Annotated in this window: 19 protein-coding genes; 8 read left to right on the top strand and 11 right to left on the bottom strand. The window is 69.2% G+C overall.

Annotation, left to right across the window (positions count from 1 at the left end):
• Nucleotides 1–113: 113 nt before the first annotated feature.
• Entirely contained in the window at nucleotides 114–680 is a 567-nt protein-coding gene (locus NOO62_RS01710) for a GNAT family N-acetyltransferase (RefSeq protein WP_268769092.1), read from the top strand.
• A 292-nt stretch (nucleotides 681–972) separates the two neighbouring features.
• On the opposite strand, the gene NOO62_RS01705 is transcribed toward NOO62_RS01710, so the two are convergent.
• A complete protein-coding gene (locus NOO62_RS01705) occupies nucleotides 973–1,947 on the bottom strand; it encodes a TIGR01777 family oxidoreductase (protein ID WP_268769091.1) in 975 nt (324 codons plus the stop codon).
• A gap of 49 nt (nucleotides 1,948–1,996) precedes the next feature.
• Complete coding sequence (locus NOO62_RS39210) at nucleotides 1,997–2,311, bottom strand: DUF6233 domain-containing protein (protein ID WP_414930752.1); 315 nt, start codon at nucleotides 2,309–2,311, stop codon at nucleotides 1,997–1,999.
• A gap of 60 nt (nucleotides 2,312–2,371) precedes the next feature.
• Between NOO62_RS39210 and NOO62_RS39085 the strand changes: the two genes are divergently transcribed.
• Nucleotides 2,372–2,611, top strand: coding sequence for a hypothetical protein (locus NOO62_RS39085; RefSeq protein WP_321170547.1), 240 nt, complete (start codon nucleotides 2,372–2,374; stop codon nucleotides 2,609–2,611).
• Between the two features lie 529 nt (nucleotides 2,612–3,140).
• On the opposite strand, the gene NOO62_RS01695 is transcribed toward NOO62_RS39085, so the two are convergent.
• Complete coding sequence (locus tag NOO62_RS01695; protein WP_268769090.1) at nucleotides 3,141–4,262, bottom strand: Gfo/Idh/MocA family protein; 1,122 nt, start codon at nucleotides 4,260–4,262, stop codon at nucleotides 3,141–3,143.
• A gap of 62 nt (nucleotides 4,263–4,324) precedes the next feature.
• On the opposite strand from NOO62_RS01695, the gene NOO62_RS01690 reads away from it, so the two are divergent.
• Complete coding sequence (locus tag NOO62_RS01690) at nucleotides 4,325–4,711, top strand: winged helix-turn-helix transcriptional regulator (RefSeq protein ID WP_268769089.1); 387 nt, start codon at nucleotides 4,325–4,327, stop codon at nucleotides 4,709–4,711.
• Nucleotides 4,712–4,780: 69 nt separating this feature from the next.
• Here NOO62_RS01690 and NOO62_RS01685 read toward each other — a convergent pair whose 3' ends face one another.
• The 6 genes from NOO62_RS01685 to NOO62_RS01660 form a co-directional block, all read right to left on the bottom strand.
• Nucleotides 4,781–5,581 carry a GNAT family N-acetyltransferase gene (locus NOO62_RS01685; protein ID WP_268769088.1) on the bottom strand — a complete coding sequence of 267 codons (801 nt, stop codon included), beginning with the start codon at nucleotides 5,579–5,581 and terminating at the stop codon, nucleotides 4,781–4,783.
• Between the two features lie 64 nt (nucleotides 5,582–5,645).
• Entirely contained in the window at nucleotides 5,646–7,157 is a 1,512-nt protein-coding gene (locus tag NOO62_RS01680; protein WP_268775429.1) for an amino acid permease, read from the bottom strand.
• Nucleotides 7,158–7,352: 195 nt separating this feature from the next.
• Nucleotides 7,353–8,414, bottom strand: coding sequence for a hypothetical protein (locus NOO62_RS01675; RefSeq protein WP_268769087.1), 1,062 nt, complete (start codon nucleotides 8,412–8,414; stop codon nucleotides 7,353–7,355).
• A gap of 943 nt (nucleotides 8,415–9,357) precedes the next feature.
• Complete coding sequence (locus tag NOO62_RS01670; protein WP_268769086.1) at nucleotides 9,358–10,404, bottom strand: LLM class flavin-dependent oxidoreductase; 1,047 nt, start codon at nucleotides 10,402–10,404, stop codon at nucleotides 9,358–9,360.
• Between the two features lie 119 nt (nucleotides 10,405–10,523).
• Nucleotides 10,524–10,649 (bottom strand): hypothetical protein, encoded by a 126-nt coding sequence (locus tag NOO62_RS01665; protein ID WP_268769085.1) that lies wholly within the window; start codon nucleotides 10,647–10,649, stop codon nucleotides 10,524–10,526.
• Between the two features lie 17 nt (nucleotides 10,650–10,666).
• Complete coding sequence (locus tag NOO62_RS01660; RefSeq protein WP_268769084.1) at nucleotides 10,667–11,338, bottom strand: helix-turn-helix domain-containing protein; 672 nt, start codon at nucleotides 11,336–11,338, stop codon at nucleotides 10,667–10,669.
• A gap of 84 nt (nucleotides 11,339–11,422) precedes the next feature.
• On the opposite strand from NOO62_RS01660, the gene NOO62_RS01655 reads away from it, so the two are divergent.
• Together NOO62_RS01655 and NOO62_RS01650 are read left to right on the top strand one after the other, a co-directional pair.
• The gene (locus NOO62_RS01655) at nucleotides 11,423–11,794 is read left to right on the top strand and encodes a MauE/DoxX family redox-associated membrane protein (RefSeq protein WP_268769083.1); all 372 of its coding nucleotides are present in this window, start codon (nucleotides 11,423–11,425) and stop codon (nucleotides 11,792–11,794) included.
• A 120-nt stretch (nucleotides 11,795–11,914) separates the two neighbouring features.
• Nucleotides 11,915–12,439, top strand: a complete 525-nt coding sequence (locus NOO62_RS01650) for a hypothetical protein (protein ID WP_268769082.1) — start codon at nucleotides 11,915–11,917, stop codon at nucleotides 12,437–12,439.
• 64 nt (nucleotides 12,440–12,503) lie between these two features.
• On the opposite strand, the gene NOO62_RS01645 is transcribed toward NOO62_RS01650, so the two are convergent.
• Nucleotides 12,504–13,205 (bottom strand): 2-phosphosulfolactate phosphatase, encoded by a 702-nt coding sequence (locus tag NOO62_RS01645; protein ID WP_268769081.1) that lies wholly within the window; start codon nucleotides 13,203–13,205, stop codon nucleotides 12,504–12,506.
• Nucleotides 13,206–13,281: 76 nt separating this feature from the next.
• Entirely contained in the window at nucleotides 13,282–14,283 is a 1,002-nt protein-coding gene (locus NOO62_RS01640; protein WP_268769080.1) for a GlxA family transcriptional regulator, read from the bottom strand.
• A 180-nt stretch (nucleotides 14,284–14,463) separates the two neighbouring features.
• On the opposite strand from NOO62_RS01640, the gene NOO62_RS01635 reads away from it, so the two are divergent.
• The 3 genes from NOO62_RS01635 to NOO62_RS01625 all read left to right on the top strand — a co-directional run bounded on the left by NOO62_RS01635 (nucleotide 14,464) and on the right by NOO62_RS01625 (nucleotide 16,170).
• Nucleotides 14,464–15,048, top strand: a complete 585-nt coding sequence (locus NOO62_RS01635) for a cysteine hydrolase family protein (protein WP_268769079.1) — start codon at nucleotides 14,464–14,466, stop codon at nucleotides 15,046–15,048.
• The gene (locus tag NOO62_RS01630; RefSeq protein ID WP_321170546.1) at nucleotides 15,048–15,794 is read left to right on the top strand and encodes an isochorismatase family protein; all 747 of its coding nucleotides are present in this window, start codon (nucleotides 15,048–15,050) and stop codon (nucleotides 15,792–15,794) included. Before NOO62_RS01635 ends, NOO62_RS01630 begins: the two co-directional genes overlap by 1 nt.
• Before the next feature lie 130 nt (nucleotides 15,795–15,924).
• Nucleotides 15,925–16,170, top strand: coding sequence for a DUF5133 domain-containing protein (locus NOO62_RS01625; protein ID WP_268769078.1), 246 nt, complete (start codon nucleotides 15,925–15,927; stop codon nucleotides 16,168–16,170).
• The last annotated feature ends 250 nt before the right edge of the window (nucleotides 16,171–16,420 follow it).

Here is a 16,420-nt window from a genome sequence, read left to right as displayed (position 1 = left end):
ACATCACCATATGGCAAGGCCGAGACGGCTGAGGCGGGTCTGCCCGGCGACGGACACGACTGCTCCGCACGAGAACCGACGAGGCCCCGAGAGCGTGCGATAGGTTGCCCGCCATGGCTGAACTCGGAACCGTCGCCTGGCCACCCGCTCCGATAAGGACCGAGCGACTCGTACTCCGTGAGTCCCGGGCCCAAGATCGTGCGGCGTTCATCGAGCTGTTCGCATCGTCGGAGGTGCGCACGTATCTCGGTGGTCCTCGACCGCGTGACGAGCTCGAACGTGCCGTGCCGGAGATACCCGCACGTCGCCCGGGCGCTTTCGTGATCGAGCTCGACGGGGCGCCGATCGGCACGGTCATGCTCGATCGGCGCGACGCGGAACGTCCGGGACACCTGCGCACAGATGCGGAAGAGGCCGAGAAGACGGAAGAGGCCGAGCTCGGTTACATGCTCCTGCCGAGTGCGTGGGGGCGCGGGTATGCCGCGGAGGCGTGCGCGGCGGCGCTCGACTGGTTCGCCGACGTGTGTCCCGGCGAGCCGGTGGTGCTGTGCACCCAGACGGCCAACGACCGCTCGATGCGGCTCGCGGCGAAGCTGGGGTTCGTCGAGGTGGAGCGGTTCCAGGAGTTCGGTGACGAGCAGTGGTTCGGCGTGTGGTCTTCGGTCGCACCGTCCGGTTGAGCTCGGACCGAATCGACCAGCAGTCCACATGCTCCCTGACGTGTTGTCAGTGGCAGCAGCGATGATCTGTCGGTGACGACTTCACCACTGGATGATGTGCGCAGGAGTGCGGAGTGGATCGCTTCCGCACTCAGTGGACAGCCTTGTCGCGTATGCGGTCCTCCTGGGGCTGGACTTGGAGCCCGGCCTCGCTTCGGCGTCGGCGTCGGTGAGGATCTGGTCGAACGCCCTCACGGGTCCGGTGTCACGGCGATGCTCGGCTTGAGCGGGCCGATCTCCAACCCAGGGGCGGTCAGGCACGTGCCGCCGTTCGTCGTGGGCGGGACCGTTCACGACGCGTCCGCCGTACGAGGTCGGCCGCCGCCTGCCGCCAGGCACCGTGGTCGAAGGTGAACCCGGCGTCCTCAAGGCGCCCGGGCACCACCCGGCGGCTCTTCAGGAGCAGTTCGGTGTCGGAGCGGAGAGCGAAGGCGCCGATCTCGGCCATCCACCGCGTCGCGGGCAGCCCGACCGGCATGCCCCAGGCGCCGCGCAGCGCACGCATGAACTCCCGCTGCGGCAACGGGCCGGGAGCCGCGAGATTGACCGGCCCCGTGATGTCGTCCCGGTCGATCAGGAACTCCACGGCTCGGACGAAATCACGGTCGTGGATCCAGGACACGTACTGGGCGCCACCCGCGACCGGCCCGCCGAGGCCGAGCCGCGCCAGCCACGACAGGTAGTCGAAAATGCCGCCGCGGTCGGGGCTCATCACCATCGCCGCCCGCAGGGCCACCTTGCGCGTGTCCGGCGTCGCGGCCCGCTCCTGCTCCCGCTCCCAGTTCCGTGCGATCTCGACGCTGTAGGACCAGTAGCCGGGGAGGCCGGGTTCGTCTCCGCCGATCGCGCCGGTCGCCTCGTCGTTCGGTGCGTCGAAACGGTGGGCGTAGATGGTGGCGGTGCTCATCTGGAGCCAGACCCGGGGAGGTTTGCGGGCGGCGGCGATCGCCTCACCCACGATGCGGGCCGAGTCGACGCGCGAGTCCATCATGGCGCGGAGGTTCTCGTCGGTGTAGCGGCAACTGACGCTACGTCCCGCGAGATTGACCACGACGTCACTGCCGTCGATCGCCTCCGCCCAAGGGCCGAGCGTACGACCGTCCCATGGGACTTCGCCGTCCCGCCCCGGACGTCTGGTCAGGACCACGACCTCGTGGCCCGCGGCGGTCAACGAGCGACGCAGCACGCCGCCCACCTGACCTGTCCCTCCTGGCAGCACGATCTTCACTGGGGCCTCCCGTGACGCGACGCCTGATGTCATACGACGTCGTGGGACGTCATACAACGTGGACAGCGAGCGTACGACTTGTCCGTACGGGGCGTGGCACGCGGCATGCGGCTTGTCGGAGCATCAACTGTCTGCGCCGCGCCCACCCGCCCACGCGGTATGGCGCTCCCCATGCTGGATCGATAGCCGCCGGGCAGATGCGGAGGAGGGACGCGTACTCCAGTACGCCGAGCTCGCTGTCGGGCCGACAGTGCGTACACACCCGCGTGCCCCGGGTCAGCTCCCACTCCGCCTCCTCCCGCGTCACGGGCGTGCGTCGCTTCCCTGCCGCGTAGCGGTCGCCGCGCTCCTCCTCCGTTTCCACCGGTCGGTGCGTGCCAGGTCCGTGCCTGTACGCGCCTCAGGAACCGAAGCAGGACGAGGCGTGAGTCGGCGCGGGAACATCGAGAGCGCGGGCAACGGCGGCCGTGACAGCAGTGCCGTGATCTGGCAGGTGCTCGGCGGACCACCCGGCTGCCAGCGCGAGGAAGCCGGTCAGGTCCCGCTCGACACCGGCGAGCAGGGGGCGCAGCTCGGATACGCGCAGCTCGATCACCGGACTGTCGCTCTGCTCGATGTTCACGGTGAGCCGGACGGTGTCGCCGAAGCGCTCCGCCGTCGGTGAGACGGGGTCATGCCCGAAACCGAGCAGATGGCCGTCGTCGACGAGTGGGTGCCAGTCGCGCCAGTCCTCCAGCCCGTCGCAGCAACCAGGCAGGAAGGTGACGCCTGTGGCGTCGGCCGGACGAGGCGGGTGGTTTACGTCGTCCGCCGAGAGGCAGGTAGGCGAACGGCTCGACCTTGGCGACGGGCCAGAGGTTGAAGCCGTCAGGTGCGTATATCTCCAGCACAGGCTGCATGACGGTCACCAGGCCAAGTCTCGCGCATACCGTGCTCGACTGCCTTCCCATTACGCACAGGCCCATACGCACCGGGCATCCTGCAGCGGGCGTTCCGCGCTGGGCACTACGGAGCATGCCGACGTCCGTGCCGTCGGCCGTGATGATCCGCCATCGGGCCGGGACGTGATGTACGCGCCCATGGCCGCCTTGTGCAGCTGGAAGCAGTACTCGCTGTTCGCGGCCCTGGTGGGCCGGAGGCCGACGACGGTCATGCATCTCTGCCAGGCAGCGGCCTCAGAGCCCTCAGAGCCCTCAGAGAGCAATCCGCGTACCCGCATCCCCCGACCGCTCGATCGCGTCGAGCAGCCGCTGCCGCCGCGCCGCGTGCGTGAAGTCCGGGGCGAGCGCCGTGCCCTGGGTCAGGTCCGAGTGGATCTGCGCGTACTGGGCGCCCACGTTGTAGGCGGGGCGCCCCCACAGACCCGCAAGTTCCGGTACGTCCAAGTAGCGGGCGGGCAGCGGGATCTCGGTGGTGGTGGCGGCCGCGCCCCGGGCGCCGTGAACGGTGAGCGCGGCCTGCTGAAGGTGGCCGTGGTCACCCGTGATGACGAGGTCGCCCTCGGTGCCGTTGATCTCCCAGTGGAAGTTCGTGCCACGGGAGAGACCGGCGCGGAAGTGCAGCGAGGCGACCGCGCCCGACGTGAGGCGCCCGCTCACCGCGACCTGGTCGTGGACGGTCATCGCGGCCGCGCGGCCCGTGCCCTCCTCGTGCACCACGGGGCGCCGGGTCGCGAGTGTCGAGGAGACCTCGGTGTACTCGCCGAGCACTTGGGCCACGGCGTCGACGGTGTGCCCGAAGGGGATCGTCAGCATGGTGCCGCCGTTCGCCCGGTCCAGGAGGTATGCGCCGCTCGGCTCGTAGGTGGCGCCCCACCGGCGCCCCGACGCCACCAGGCTGGTGGAGAGGACCTCGCCCACGTACCCCTCGGCGACCAGGTCCCGCACCTGTCGCACCGCGGGTGCCGAGCGGGCCTGAAGCCCGGCGAAGGTCCGCACTCCCGCCTTCGCCGCGGCCGCCGCGAGCTCCTCCGCCTCCGCGAGCCCGTTGCCCAGCGGCCACTCGGACAGCACCGCCTTGCCTGCGCCGAGCGCCGCGAGGATCACCTCCCGGTGCAGCGGCACCCGGACGCTGACCACCACCAGGTCGACCTCGTCGCTCGCCACCAGCTCCGCGGTGCTGCCGAAGGCGAGCGGGACCCCGTACTTCTCGCCCGCGAGTCGGGCGGACTCGCCGCTCGAGGCCGACAGGGCGCGGACTTCGTAGCCGCTGACGAGGGAAAGGGCGGGCAAGTGCGACTGGGCGGCCCAGCCGCCGCGGGCGGAGAGGCCGACCAGGCCGACGCGGACAGGGGCGGAAGCGGCGATCGAGTTCATGCCGCGAACGTATGATCAACCCCGTGGTCACCCGCAAGGGCGCCAAGTATATTTTGGAAACCATGACAGCTCAGGGCCGGTTTTCCGACGTGACCGGGCGCGCGTACCAGCACGACATCTACGGGCTGCTCTGCCCGGGCCGGGCGATCTTCGAACTGCTCGCCAACAAATGGACGGGACTGGCCATCACCGCCCTGTCGGACGGTCCCCGCCGCTTCGGCGAGCTGCGGCGCAAACTGGAGGGCGTCAGCCCCAAGGTGCTCACCCAGACGCTGCGGCGCCTGGAGGACAACGGCCTGGTCGTACGCACCGTCTACCCGGAGGTCCCGTCGCGTGTCGAGTACGAGCTGACCGAACTCGGCCGCGGTGCCCTGGAGCCGCTGGCTCATCTGCGCACCTGGATCCGCGTCAACAGCGACCGGTTCGCGCCCGAGGGGCTGGAGCGCTGAGCGACTGAGCTGATGCCGCGCCATCACCTCGCCGGCCCAGATCGTCAGAATGATGGTCCGGATGCGGGCTCACTCCGTCAGGCTGTAGAAGTGGATGGGCGTGTTCGGCTCGAAGCCGATACGCGGGTACACGGGTGCCCCCGCGACGGTCGCGTGCAACGTGGCGCGGGACAGGCCGGTGGCCGCGGCGCCCTCGTACAGGGCCTTGCGCGTGACCGCCTCGCCGTAGCCCTTGCGCTGCCACTGCGGGTCCGTGGCGACGAAGGCGACGAAGAGGCGGCCGTCCGCTTCGACCGTCGCCGCGCACGCCACCGGAACGTCGCCCCGCATGGCCAGGTACGCGTACATCTCGTCCTTCCAGTGCGCGGAGCCGACCAGGCCGTCGCGGCCTTCCTCCAGGGGGAAGTCGTACGCGCGTGACTGGAGGTCCGCGTAGGCCCGCAAGTGCTCGTCGGTGCGTACCCGCACGAACGTCAGGTCGGGGTGGACCGGGTCGGGGATGGGCAGCAGGTCTCCGGCCATGCCCGTGCCCGGGAACGCGTACCGCAGACCGGCCCGCTCCGCCGCCGCGGTCAGCGAGGCGCGGGCCTCGTCTTCGAGGAGGTCCTCGAAGAGCCACAGGAAGCCCGGATGCTCCTTCGCGCGCATGATGTCCGCCGCCTGGGTGAGGCGCTGTGCGACGAGATCCGCTCCCGCCCCCGATTCGGTCAGGGTGATGCAGTTGTAGAAGGAGAATTGGCAGTCGGCCCAGCGGACGGCGATGCCGGGAAGGTCGCGCACATCCGCTTCCGCATCGCGGTCGAGCACCAGGCCGCGCCAGGCCACGGTGAGCTGCTGTGCCGATTCGATGGACGCCGCGAGGCCAGTCACCGTACCCCCAAGGGTTGTTGCGGTTGTTGCGGTCGTTGTGGTGCGGAGGGTGCTGTCGTCGTCATCAGATGATGCCCTCGAACTGCTTGTCCTCGGTGGGAGAGCTGGAGCGGGGCACGTGGTACGAGTCGCGGCCGAAGCGGCGCCACAGGGCGGCTATGAGGAAGGCCACCACCACGGCGACGGGCGTGTAGTTGAACGTTTTGGCGCTGACCGGGCTGCTCTGCGGCAGCAGGAACAGCACCGTGACCGCGGCCGCCCACACCACCGCGACCCAGCCGATCGGCCGGCTCCACCGGCCCAGGTTCCAGGGCCCCGGGGAGAATCGTTCCCGGTGGATCAGTCGCAACAGGACCGGGATGGCGTAGGCCGAGGTGAATCCGACGACCGAAATGGCGGTCACCGCTGAGAACGCCGTGTTCGAGTACAGGGAGGGGAGTGCCAGTACGAAAGCGACGACTACCGCCAGCCAGACCGCGTTGGCGGGGATGGCGGTGCGGCGGCTGACCTTCTTCCAGCGCGACGATCCGGGCAGGGCACCGTCCCGGGCGAAGGCGTAGATCATGCGGCTGGCACTGGCGGTCACGGTGTAGCCGCACAGGAACTGGGCCACGATGATCACCAGCAGCAGCGCCTTGGCCGCCGCCATGCCCAGCGCGTCCAGAAGGATCTGCGCCACGGGCACGCCGGTCTGGCTCTCCAGGGTCCCGGTGTAGTCCTGGACGGCGAACAGCAGCGTGGTCAGCAGGATGCCACCGGCGATCCAGGACACCGCCACCGAGCGGAAGACCCCGCGGGCCGCGGCGACGGAGGCATGGTTGGTCTCCTCGCTCAGGTGCGCCGAGGTGTCGTACCCGGCCAGCGCGAAGACCGGCAGCAGCATGCCCAGCAGAATGACGTAGGCCGGGGTACTCCAGCCGGTGTTGTTGGTGAACTCCGAGAAGACGAAACCGGCCGACTGGTGGTGGGAGGGTACGAGCGCCAGTGAGCCGATGATGACGACGGCTCCCGCCAAGTGCCACCACGCGCTCAGCGACGTCAGGATGTTCATCAGGCGGGTGCCGAAGAGGTTCATCACCGCGTGCAGGGCGAGGATGACCGCGTACAGGGCCAGCAGGGAGCCGGGGCTCGGCGTGTAGTCGAACTGCAGGTTCATCCACGCGGCGGTGAACGTCGCGATGCCGTAGTCCTGGGCGGCGATACCGCCGAGCAGGCCCAGGAGGTTGAGCCAGCCGGTGTACCAGCTCCACCGCTCGCCTCCGAGCTGGCGGGCCATGTAGTACAGGCCGCCACTGGTGGGGTAGCGGGAGGTGATCTCCGCCAGCGCCGCGGCCAGGCACAACACCAGCGGTCCGACGGCGAGCCAGCCCCACGTGATCACCGCGGGGCCACCCGTGTTCAGGCCGTAGCCGAACAGCAGCAGGGTCCCCGACATGATCGAGATGACCGAGAGGGAGGCCGAGAAGTTGCCGAAGGCCCCCATGCGGCGGTGCAGTTGCTGGGTGTAGCCCAGTGACTGGAGGAGGCGCGCGTCCTCCCCGTCGTGGTCGACGCCGGATTCGACGTCGGTGTCCATGCCGTGGTCCCTGCCATGGTCGGCCGGGTTCCGCTGCTGGCGCGGTGTTCTCATCGAAGGCATCGGTTCTCCGCACGGGGAAGCTGCAATGGGGGTGCAGGCGGGGGTGGAACGGGGGATGTGGGGCTGGGGTGGTTGCCAGGCCCTAGCGGGCGTACGGGAACCCGGTGGCTGCCCGGCCAGGTCGGGTGGCGGTCAGGGGTTGCCTCCCGTATGCCGCGGGCGGGATCTCAGGCAGGCGACACGGTCCTCCTCGAATGCCTTCCGCCACTGGTCGTCCGGGTACCGGGCGTCGTAGTGCCACGGGGCGGGAGTGGCGAAGTCGCCGATGGCGGCGAACACTTCGGCGGCCCACTGGGCGAAGCCGCCCCTCGCCAGGGCGTAGGCGAGGTAGTTCAGGTCCAGTTGGGAACTGGTGGCGGGCTCGCGCCTCCGGAACCAGCCCTCGAAGGCCTGGGTGATGGCCCGGGTGGTGTCCTCCCTGGTCCACAGGAGGTTCAGCATGGCCGCGCCGTTGTCCCGCCGCTCCCGGTGCTCCTGCACGCGGGCGTAGAGGGGCAGCAGAAGGAGGGGTGAGTCGGGCGGCGCGAAGGAGACCGTCCAGCGGGCGAAATCCGTCGCGACCGCCTGGCGGCCCGCCGGACCCGGGCGGGCCTGGAGCGCCTGGGACATGCGGTGCCATGCCTCGCGGTTGAACGGATCCCGGCGGTGTACTTCCGACAGCAGACCCCATGGACCGCCGGGCAGCAGATACTCGTGGGGCGGCGGGGTCAGGTGATGCTCCGGGTAACGTCCTGCCACGTCCGTTTCGGCCAGGGCGAGGCGGCAGATCCAGGGCACGGCGTCGTCGGGATTCCCCTCGCTCGCCTGGTCGCACGCGTCCCGGGCCCGGACCACCAGCTTCTCCAGGTCCTGCGCTTTGCGGTAGTCGCGCGCCCAGTCCCGCCGGTGGGCCTGCAGCACGCGTTCGGTGGCGACTCTGGCGTACATCACGCGGGCCGCGAGGCTCTCCGGCTCCTCCTTGAGCCACAACTCCACGACGTTCGCCTGAGCCGCGACGACGCCCAGCACTTGGGTGCGGGACGTCCACTGCGGCCAGGTGCCGGTACGGGCCAGTACCTGCCGCATCTGCATCCAGTAACCGGCCCGGATGTCCTGCACTGCCGTGGAGAGGTCCGTGTCGCGGCCGGCCGGGGTTACGCCACCGGCCGGGTTCGAGCCCTCCATCAGCGTCCCTTGGGGCGGGACGGACCGCACGGGGCGGATTGAGCGCTGTGGCCCGCCGGATGGTGTGAGTACGACACCGAACGGTGTGCACTGGCGGCCATAGGTAGAGGGATCCTCGGTGCAGTGGGGGTGGGTGGCTCGGTCAAACGGTCGAACGGGCGTTCGGGAGTGCCTGAGTGCGTAGGACAGCGATGTCGGCCGACGAGCGGAGCGGAGCCGACCGCTGGCGCGAAACAGGGCCGGTGGCTTTCGCCCGTGGCCGGTAGCGAGTGCCCGACAGGTACTTAAGTGCCTGGAGAGGCGCATGACCAGGGATTCCAGGATTGTTTGATCGATCAGGTGCGAGTTTCGGCCACGCGGTGGATGAACGTCGCCATCCGTAACCGACGGGGCACTCGCAGCACTCGAACGGCACGTCGCTGAGGCTCGTACAGAGGGATGGATCCCTGTTGCGCGGGTGGCAGAGCGGCAACAACATGTCGTCGGCGTATGCGAGTTGCCTGCCGTGCGAGAGTGCGGGGCTGATGGTGTACATGTGCCGTGAGGGGCGCTGCGTTAGGCGTCATAGGTGCACCAACGGCGACTTTCCGGACACGCGATCATTCGGCCAGTTCAATACGGTGATCACTGACTGTGAGCGGCTGTCGACGTGGGCGGATATGCGCCGAGATCCGCGCTTCGGGCAGGTCGGGTCGGGGGTTCGGTGAGTGGGTCCTGGTGCTGGCCCGAAAAATTTGAAGCGACCCTATGGATGTGTGATGTGGATGACTGGAAAGAGACTGCTGGCTTTCTCAGTGATCGGGGTCGGCATCTGCGTCTTCGCGGTCTTCAAAGGATTCGTATTGAGTGATCCCACGGATTGGTGGAGCGTGACCGCGGGCGCGGTCGGAATAGCCGGTGGAGGCCTGCTGCTCTCTGCTTACCTGCGTCGGTCACGTTCCTGAAGGTCTCAAGTCTCCGTGGCTGTGCCGTATCAGGGCAGGAGCCGGGCGAGCGCGGTCATTTCCGCTTCCGGGTCCGCCACGGGCTGGATCACGAGCTCGTCGACCCCTGACTTCTCCAGCGCGTTGATCTGCTGCCTGATCTCGTCCCTGGTGCCGACCAGGCCGAACTTGTCCACCAGGGAGGGCACGACGAGATCGCGCTCCTCGGTGGACAGTCGGCCGAGGTAGTTGCGGTAGAGCGTGTGGTGGCGGTGGGGATCGGTGGCGGTGGTGCCGCGCAGGTGGAGCAGGCGGTCGACGGCCGCGGACTCCTCATCGGGCAGAGACGCGCGGAAGGCGGGGTTCTCCACCGCGAGGAGCAACGCGCTCACCGCGATGTGCCCCATCGCGTCCTTGACGGCCTCGCCGTACCTGTCCTCGCCGTCGGCCAGGACGTACAGGGAGGAGAGGAGGTACGAATGCGTCCTGCCGCTGTTGCCCGCTGCCTGCGCCGCCGCTCGGCGGGCGTCGCCGAGCGTGGACCAGGCCGACGGGGCGTGGAGCGCGAACGAGATCATTCCCGTGTTCAGGCGGCCCGCGATGGCGGCGACCTTCGGGCCGAACGCGGCCACGACGAACTCCACCGGCGCGTCGGTGTCGACGTAGCCGCCGATGTGCAGGAAGCGCACCCTGCTGGTCCGGGTTCCCTCGCGGTAGTCCGTCTCGCGACCGGTGGTGAGAGCCTGCAAGGCGGCCGTGAACGACTCCAGTTCCGCCGACTTCGTGGGGCGCATGCCCAGCGTGCGGCGTGCTGTGTTGCCGGTGCCGACTCCGCAGATGACGCGGCCGGGAGCGAGGGCGTTGAGGCTGCTGAGCGCTGCCGCCGCGGCGGGCGCGGAGCGGAGCGCGGGTGAGGTGACCCCGATGCCGAGTTTGAGCCGGCTGGTGGACCGGGCGCAGAGTGCGAGGCTGATGAACGGATCGCCATGGATCATCGGCGTGTCGTAGACCCAGAAACTGCTGAAGCCGAGTTCCTCCGCGCGTGCGGCCAGGTGTTCCAGACCTGGTCGCGCAGCCATGACGATGCCGGTCCGCATGCTGATCCCTCTCACCGTCGGCCGTCGGGTTCCGTGGGTCGGGTTCTGTGGCCGCGCTCAACGACTTACGTCGCGGTCTTCCCGGTGGTGGCTGTGATAGTGCCCCCGCGGAGCGGTGGCTACACGCCGGTGAAGGCGAGTGCGGCCCGGCGGTCAGTGTGGCCGTCGGGAGCCAGCAGCCGCTCGGCGTGCGTGCGGATGCGGTCGGCTATGCGCTGGCTCAGCTCTCGCATCGTGAAGGTCATCACTTCCGACGCAGGGCCTAAGCCTCCGGGTGTCGCAGGGAAGCGGGCGTACGGCCGAGGAAGTCCCGTGCGGTGCGCGTGAGGTGGGCCTGGTCGGCGAAGCCCGCGGTGGCTGCGGCCACGGCGACCGTCGCGTCCGGCAGGTCGGCGATCGCGGTGCGGAGGCGGCTCCATCGGCGCAAGCGAGCAAGTGGAATGCCTACGTCCCGCTGGACCAGGGCGCGCAGCCGCGGAGGTGAGAGGCCGACTTCGCTGCCGATGGAGGCGATCGGCGCGTCCGGTTCGGCCCGTGTGCACAGGTGGATGGCCCGGGCCACCCTCGGGTCGACCGCGGAAGGCGCCCCGGTGAGCGTGCGCAACTCGACGTAGGTGGCGGTCAGGTCCGCACTGGTGTCGGGGCCGTAGGAGTCGCGGGCGCCGAGCGCGGCGACCAGGCGGCGGACCTCCCCGGCGTCCAGCTGTACCGGCTCCGGGTACGGGGGCAGCTGCCAGGCGTCGATGAACAGGGCGACGTAGGGCGAGGTAGCCGCACAGCTGTGGGCCAGCTGGGGCGGCACGATCAGCCCGGGTGCGGCCACCACGGGCCGCCCGGCGCGGCGGAGTTGCACGTGGCCGCCGATCGAGAGCACGGCCTTCCACGCGGGCAGCCGGTGGGCGGCGACCTGGTTCGGACGGGATTCGGCGAACATCGTCGTCTCGGGACCGGAGGCGAAGACGATGCGGCGATCACTTTGTTCAAGAGCCCAGGCTCGCGGTGAGTGGATCATCGTGCCATGCACGCTATCGCTGCCGTCACGTTGGCGGTGTTCCTTGTGGTCACGGGAGTCATGCATTTCCTGCTTCCCGACTACTTCCGCACGTTGGTGCCCGCGTGGCTCCGCCGGGAGAGGTTCCTCGTGGCCGCCTCGGGGGTGGTCGAAGTCGTGGTGGGAGCGCTGGTGCTCATTCCCCGCACCAGGCCGGCCGGGGGCTGGGCCGCCGCTCTCCTGATCACCTGTTACCTCGTGTCCCACGTGGACGCGCTGCGCTGCGCGCGCCCGGACCGGCCCCGCCTGCTGGAGCGGCCGGTCGGCGCGGTGGCCCGCCTGGTGGTGAACGTTCTGTACGTCGTCTGGGCGGTTGCCGTGGCTGGATCAGCGGTCTGATGCGGGCGACTGGTGCGGTTGGTCGTCGGGCGCGTGACCTCGATACCTCTACCGACATCAGCTTCGGCCGACGTGATGGCGTCGTCCGGTTCACTACAAAGAACCTGTGGAGGGGTCGGTATGCAGTGGTCAACGATCATCGAGTTCGGCGTCGGGTACGGGTTGGTGCTGAGCGTCCTCTTCACCGTGGCGGTGTTCGCGGGGGCGGCAGCCAGCCGGGACTTCCTTCTGAACGACTATCCACCGGCGGTCCAGGCGCGGTACGGCAAACCCAGGAGTGCGCGCGGTCGGCGGGTCGCGGCATGTGTCGGCGTGTTCGTGTGGGGCGTGTGCGGCATCCCTTTGATGACGTCGGCGATGGTGGGGCTGGGCGGAGCACTGGACGGAGGCTTGACCTTCCTGTCGGCGGCCGTCTGCGCAGGTCTCATATTCGCCACGTTGAGCGTCTACGATCTGGTCGTCCTCGATTGGATCATCCTCGTGGGCCTACGTCCCCGCCTGCTGGTCCTGCCCGGCACGGAAGGCATGGCTGAGTACGGGGACATGGGCTTCCACCTCAGCGCAGCGCTTAAGGGCAGTCCCTTGATCGTTGTCGTCGGTCTGGTCACCGGAGGCATCGCCACGCTCTTCGTGCAGGTGCTCTGACAGCGACAGCGACAGCGACAGCGACAGCGACAGCGAGGGGGAGAGTGACGGACCTCATCGGCGCTCAGATCGACGTCTCATCGTTCGGCGAAGGCGCAACGCACGGACGCAGGACCATGAGCGAGCCTTCCAACGTCGCCACCACGGCAAAGGGAAACCGGTCGAGTTCGAGGCAGAGTGCGACGTCGTCAGGGTGGACTCCCTGACGCACACCCTGCGTCAACTCGGCCGCAGCGGTCGACCCGGCGGCGCGGCGGAGGAACTCGGCAGCGTCCGTCCCGGCCTCGGTGGCTCTCCGCGCGATGTACTGGGCGCACGCCAGATCCTCGTCGGCCCGCCCACCCTCGCCGGTGACCACGAACGTCACGTCGTCGCACTCACGTGTCCGCAACAACCGCGCCGTCGCCTCGGCGACCACGAAGCTCGCGCACAGCACCAGCGACGCCTCCTTGACCGCGAGGGCGCCGACCGTCCCTGCCGTGGTCTTCTGCACGACGGTACGTCCGCCCAGGTCGACGGAGCGCAGCAGACCCGGCGAGTTGACGACGTCGAAGCCGGGTGCGGGCGGCCCGTCCTTGAGCGCCACCCAAGCCGGATGCGCGGCCTTGAGCGCCAGGGCTTCGTCCAGCGATTCGGCGAGCACGATCTTCTCCGCGCCCTGCGCGAACGCCCAGGCGGCCACGGTGAACGCACGCATGACGTCGACGACGACCGCCACGGGCGGGGTTTCGACCAGCTCGGCTATGCCAACGAAATGAGAGTTCATTGTGGTGATGATCGCTCACACCCGGCCCTGAGGCCACGGCTTAAAGCTCTGGCTACCGCCTGGACTGCGGGGTGTCTCAGGGCAACTGAGGCACCCGGAACCCGCGCCGGTAGTCACTCGGCGTCGTGTTCAGACGGCGCCGGAACGCCCGCACCAGCGTGTCCACCGTGCCGAAACCGCAGTCGGACGCGATCCGTTCGAGCGTGGCGTCCGAGGACTCCAGGCTGTGGCGTGCCTTCTCCACGCGTACCGACTCGATGTACGCGTGCGGGGTCACGCCCAGTTCGGTCTTGAACAGGCGTGTCAGATGCCGGTCGCTGACGTGCGCGTACTCGGCGAGAGCGGTCACGGTCAGTGGTCTGCCGATGTGGCGCAGGATGTGGTGGCGCAGGTCCTCGATGCGTCGGGTCGTGGACACCTGGGTCAGCGGCACGCTGAACTGGCTCTGCCCGCTGGGACGTTTGAGGTACATCACCAGCTGGCGGGCCACCCGCAACGCGACCGCCTCGCCGAGATCGTCGGCGATCAGCGCAAGCGAGAGGTCGAGGCAGGCACTGATGCCTGCTCCGGTCCACACGTTGTCCTCGCGGATGAAGATCGGGTCGGCGTCGACCCGCACCGCCGGGTGATCGTCGGCCAACCGCTGCGCGGTCGACCAGTGCGTGGTCGCCCGCTTGCCGTCCAGCAGGCCCGCCGCGGCGAGCAGATGCGCGCCCACGCACACGGACGTGATCCGGTGCGAGCGGGCGGCGAGGACCTTCACCCACTCGACGAGCTCGGGATCCACGAGCGGGTGCACGCGGCGTTCGGCGTCCACCTCCACGGCGCCGGGCACCAGCAGCGTGTCGATGCTGCGGCGCGCGGCCTCCTCGAAGGTGACGTCGGGCAGGATGCGTACGCCCGCACCCGTGGTGACCGGATCCATGGCCGCGGCGGCGAGTACGACCTCGTAGCCCGCCGCCTCGTCGGTCTCGCGCAGCGCGAGCGAGAACACCTCGGGGGGCCCGGTGACGTCGAGCAGGTCGACGCCGTCGAACAGCACGATGACGATGAGCCGTCCGGCGGCGGTGTCCTGCATGGATCTCGGATCCCCCGATCGGCGTCTTCGCGTCTGCCATGTCTGAATCTGCAGGTTACACGTCATTGCCGACCTGCCCACCCCGCCATAGCGTGATCAACGCAGCTCGACGAAGCACCGCGAACTGCGTATTGCAGGCATTCCACTGCACTTCCGCGTATCCATGAAGGTGGTCTCCCCATGTCCAGAACGACGCTGCGCGAGCTCAACGGCTTCGACCAGGCGCCCGCGAAGCTCGCTGACGCGACGCTGATCCTGATCGACTTCCAGAACACCTACACCCAGGGCGTCATGGAGCTCGATGGCTGGGAGAAGTCCCTCGACGCCGCCGAGCAGCTCCTCGCACGGGCCCGCGAGGCAGGTACCCGCGTCGTGCACGTCATCAATGACGGCGGGGAGGGCACCCCGTACGACATCCGCGCCGAGATCGGCAGCATCCACCCCAAGGTCGCGCCCCTCGACGGCGAGCCGGTCGTCGTCAAGCAGGTCCCGAACGCGTTCGTCGGCACCGACCTCGACACGCACCTCAAGGAGGGACAGGACGTCGTCATCGTCGGCTGGATGACGCACATGTGCGTGGCGTTCACCGCACAGGGCGCCTTCCTGAACGGCAACCGTCCCACCGTCGTCGCCGAAGCCACCGCGACCCGTTCGCTCCCGGTCACCGGCACCGACCTCGACGCCCACCAGGTGCACTACGGCGCCTTGGCCACCATCGCCGACCTGTACGGGGTCGTGGTCGCCACGCAGAAGGAGATCGTCTGATGCGGACCGAGCTGCTCCGTCCGGCCGCCATCCTGGGCGCCGCCGCCGTGCTGGGCGCCACGCTCACCGCGTGCGGCGGTAGCTCCGAGGCCGCCACGCGCACCGACAGCCGCGACCAGCGCCACGAGAAGAGCCATGAGAAGAAGCGCGAGAGGAACCACGCCAGGGACACCACCACGCTGCGTCAGCTGATGAAGCTGGACGAGACGCCCGCGAACCTGTCCGACGCGACGCTGATCCTCGTCGACTACCAGAACGTCTACACCCACGGCACGATGGAGCTCACCGGCTGGCGCGACGCGGTCAAGAACACCAAGGCCCTCCTGGAGCGTGCCCGCAAGGCGCACACGCCTGTCATCCACATCGTGGAGAAGGGCTACGACCTGAAGTCGAAGGCGGGACAGATCATCCCGGCCCTCGAGCCGGTCAAGGGGGAGACCGTCGTCGAGAAGGCCGTCCCCAACGGCTTCCACGACACCGACCTCGCCGCCGAGCTCAAGAAGACCGGCCGCAAGAACGTCATCATCTCCGGCTTCATGACACACATGTGCACCCTCTTCACCGCGGAGGGCGCCGTCTACAACGGCTATGACCCGACCGTGATCGGCGACGCCTCGGCGACCCGCCCGCTCCCGGTGAACGGGAACCCGCGGGGCATCCCGGCCCGGCAGGTCCATGAGAGCGCCCTCGCGACGATCCAGGACCGCTTCGGCGTCGTGGTGCCCGAGCAGCGCGACCTCAAGTAGCGCATCGGGGATGCCATTCAGCTCCGGCCGCTGGGGTCCTCGGCATCCGCAGCACGCCCCGGGCGTGCTTCCCGTGGAACGGGGCAACCGGGCCCTGCAGACACGGCACTGCCCACATCGAGGAGAAGCAATGGTTGTCCCGGCGGAGAATACGCTGCGCACGGTGCTGGCACGCTTCGCACAGGCACGTATCGATCACGACATCCGCCCCACCGGCGCGACCTCCCGCGCGTTGGAAGACGTCAGCTACACGCTGTGCGTGATGACCGACTGCCAGGACGTCGGCCAGGCCCTCGAGGCAGCGGACTCGCTGCTGGCGGCGGGCAACAGCCGGCGTCCGAGTGCCGGACAGGGTGACAAGGCTCTCGCCGCGTAACTGCGGCCGAACGCCCGGCCCACACCGCATTCGCACCCTCGCACCGAGACGCGCACCCTTGCACCGAGACCCGCACCCTTGACCTGCGTGAAGCAAGTCACTAGTTTGCGATGACGCTGACCCGCGCCGCGGCACTGACCCACGGCACGGGTCCACGTCGTTGACCCCTGGGACTACCCCTCGGGACCAACACCCGGCACTGACCCACGGCACCGGCACCGGCACCAAAAGGAGGCGACCAGCAGATGTA

It is taken from the genome of Streptomyces sp. Je 1-369 (assembly GCF_026810505.1).
In the GTDB taxonomy this organism is placed as follows: domain Bacteria; phylum Actinomycetota; class Actinomycetes; order Streptomycetales; family Streptomycetaceae; genus Streptomyces.
This window is presented reverse-complemented; position numbering and strand designations above follow the sequence as displayed.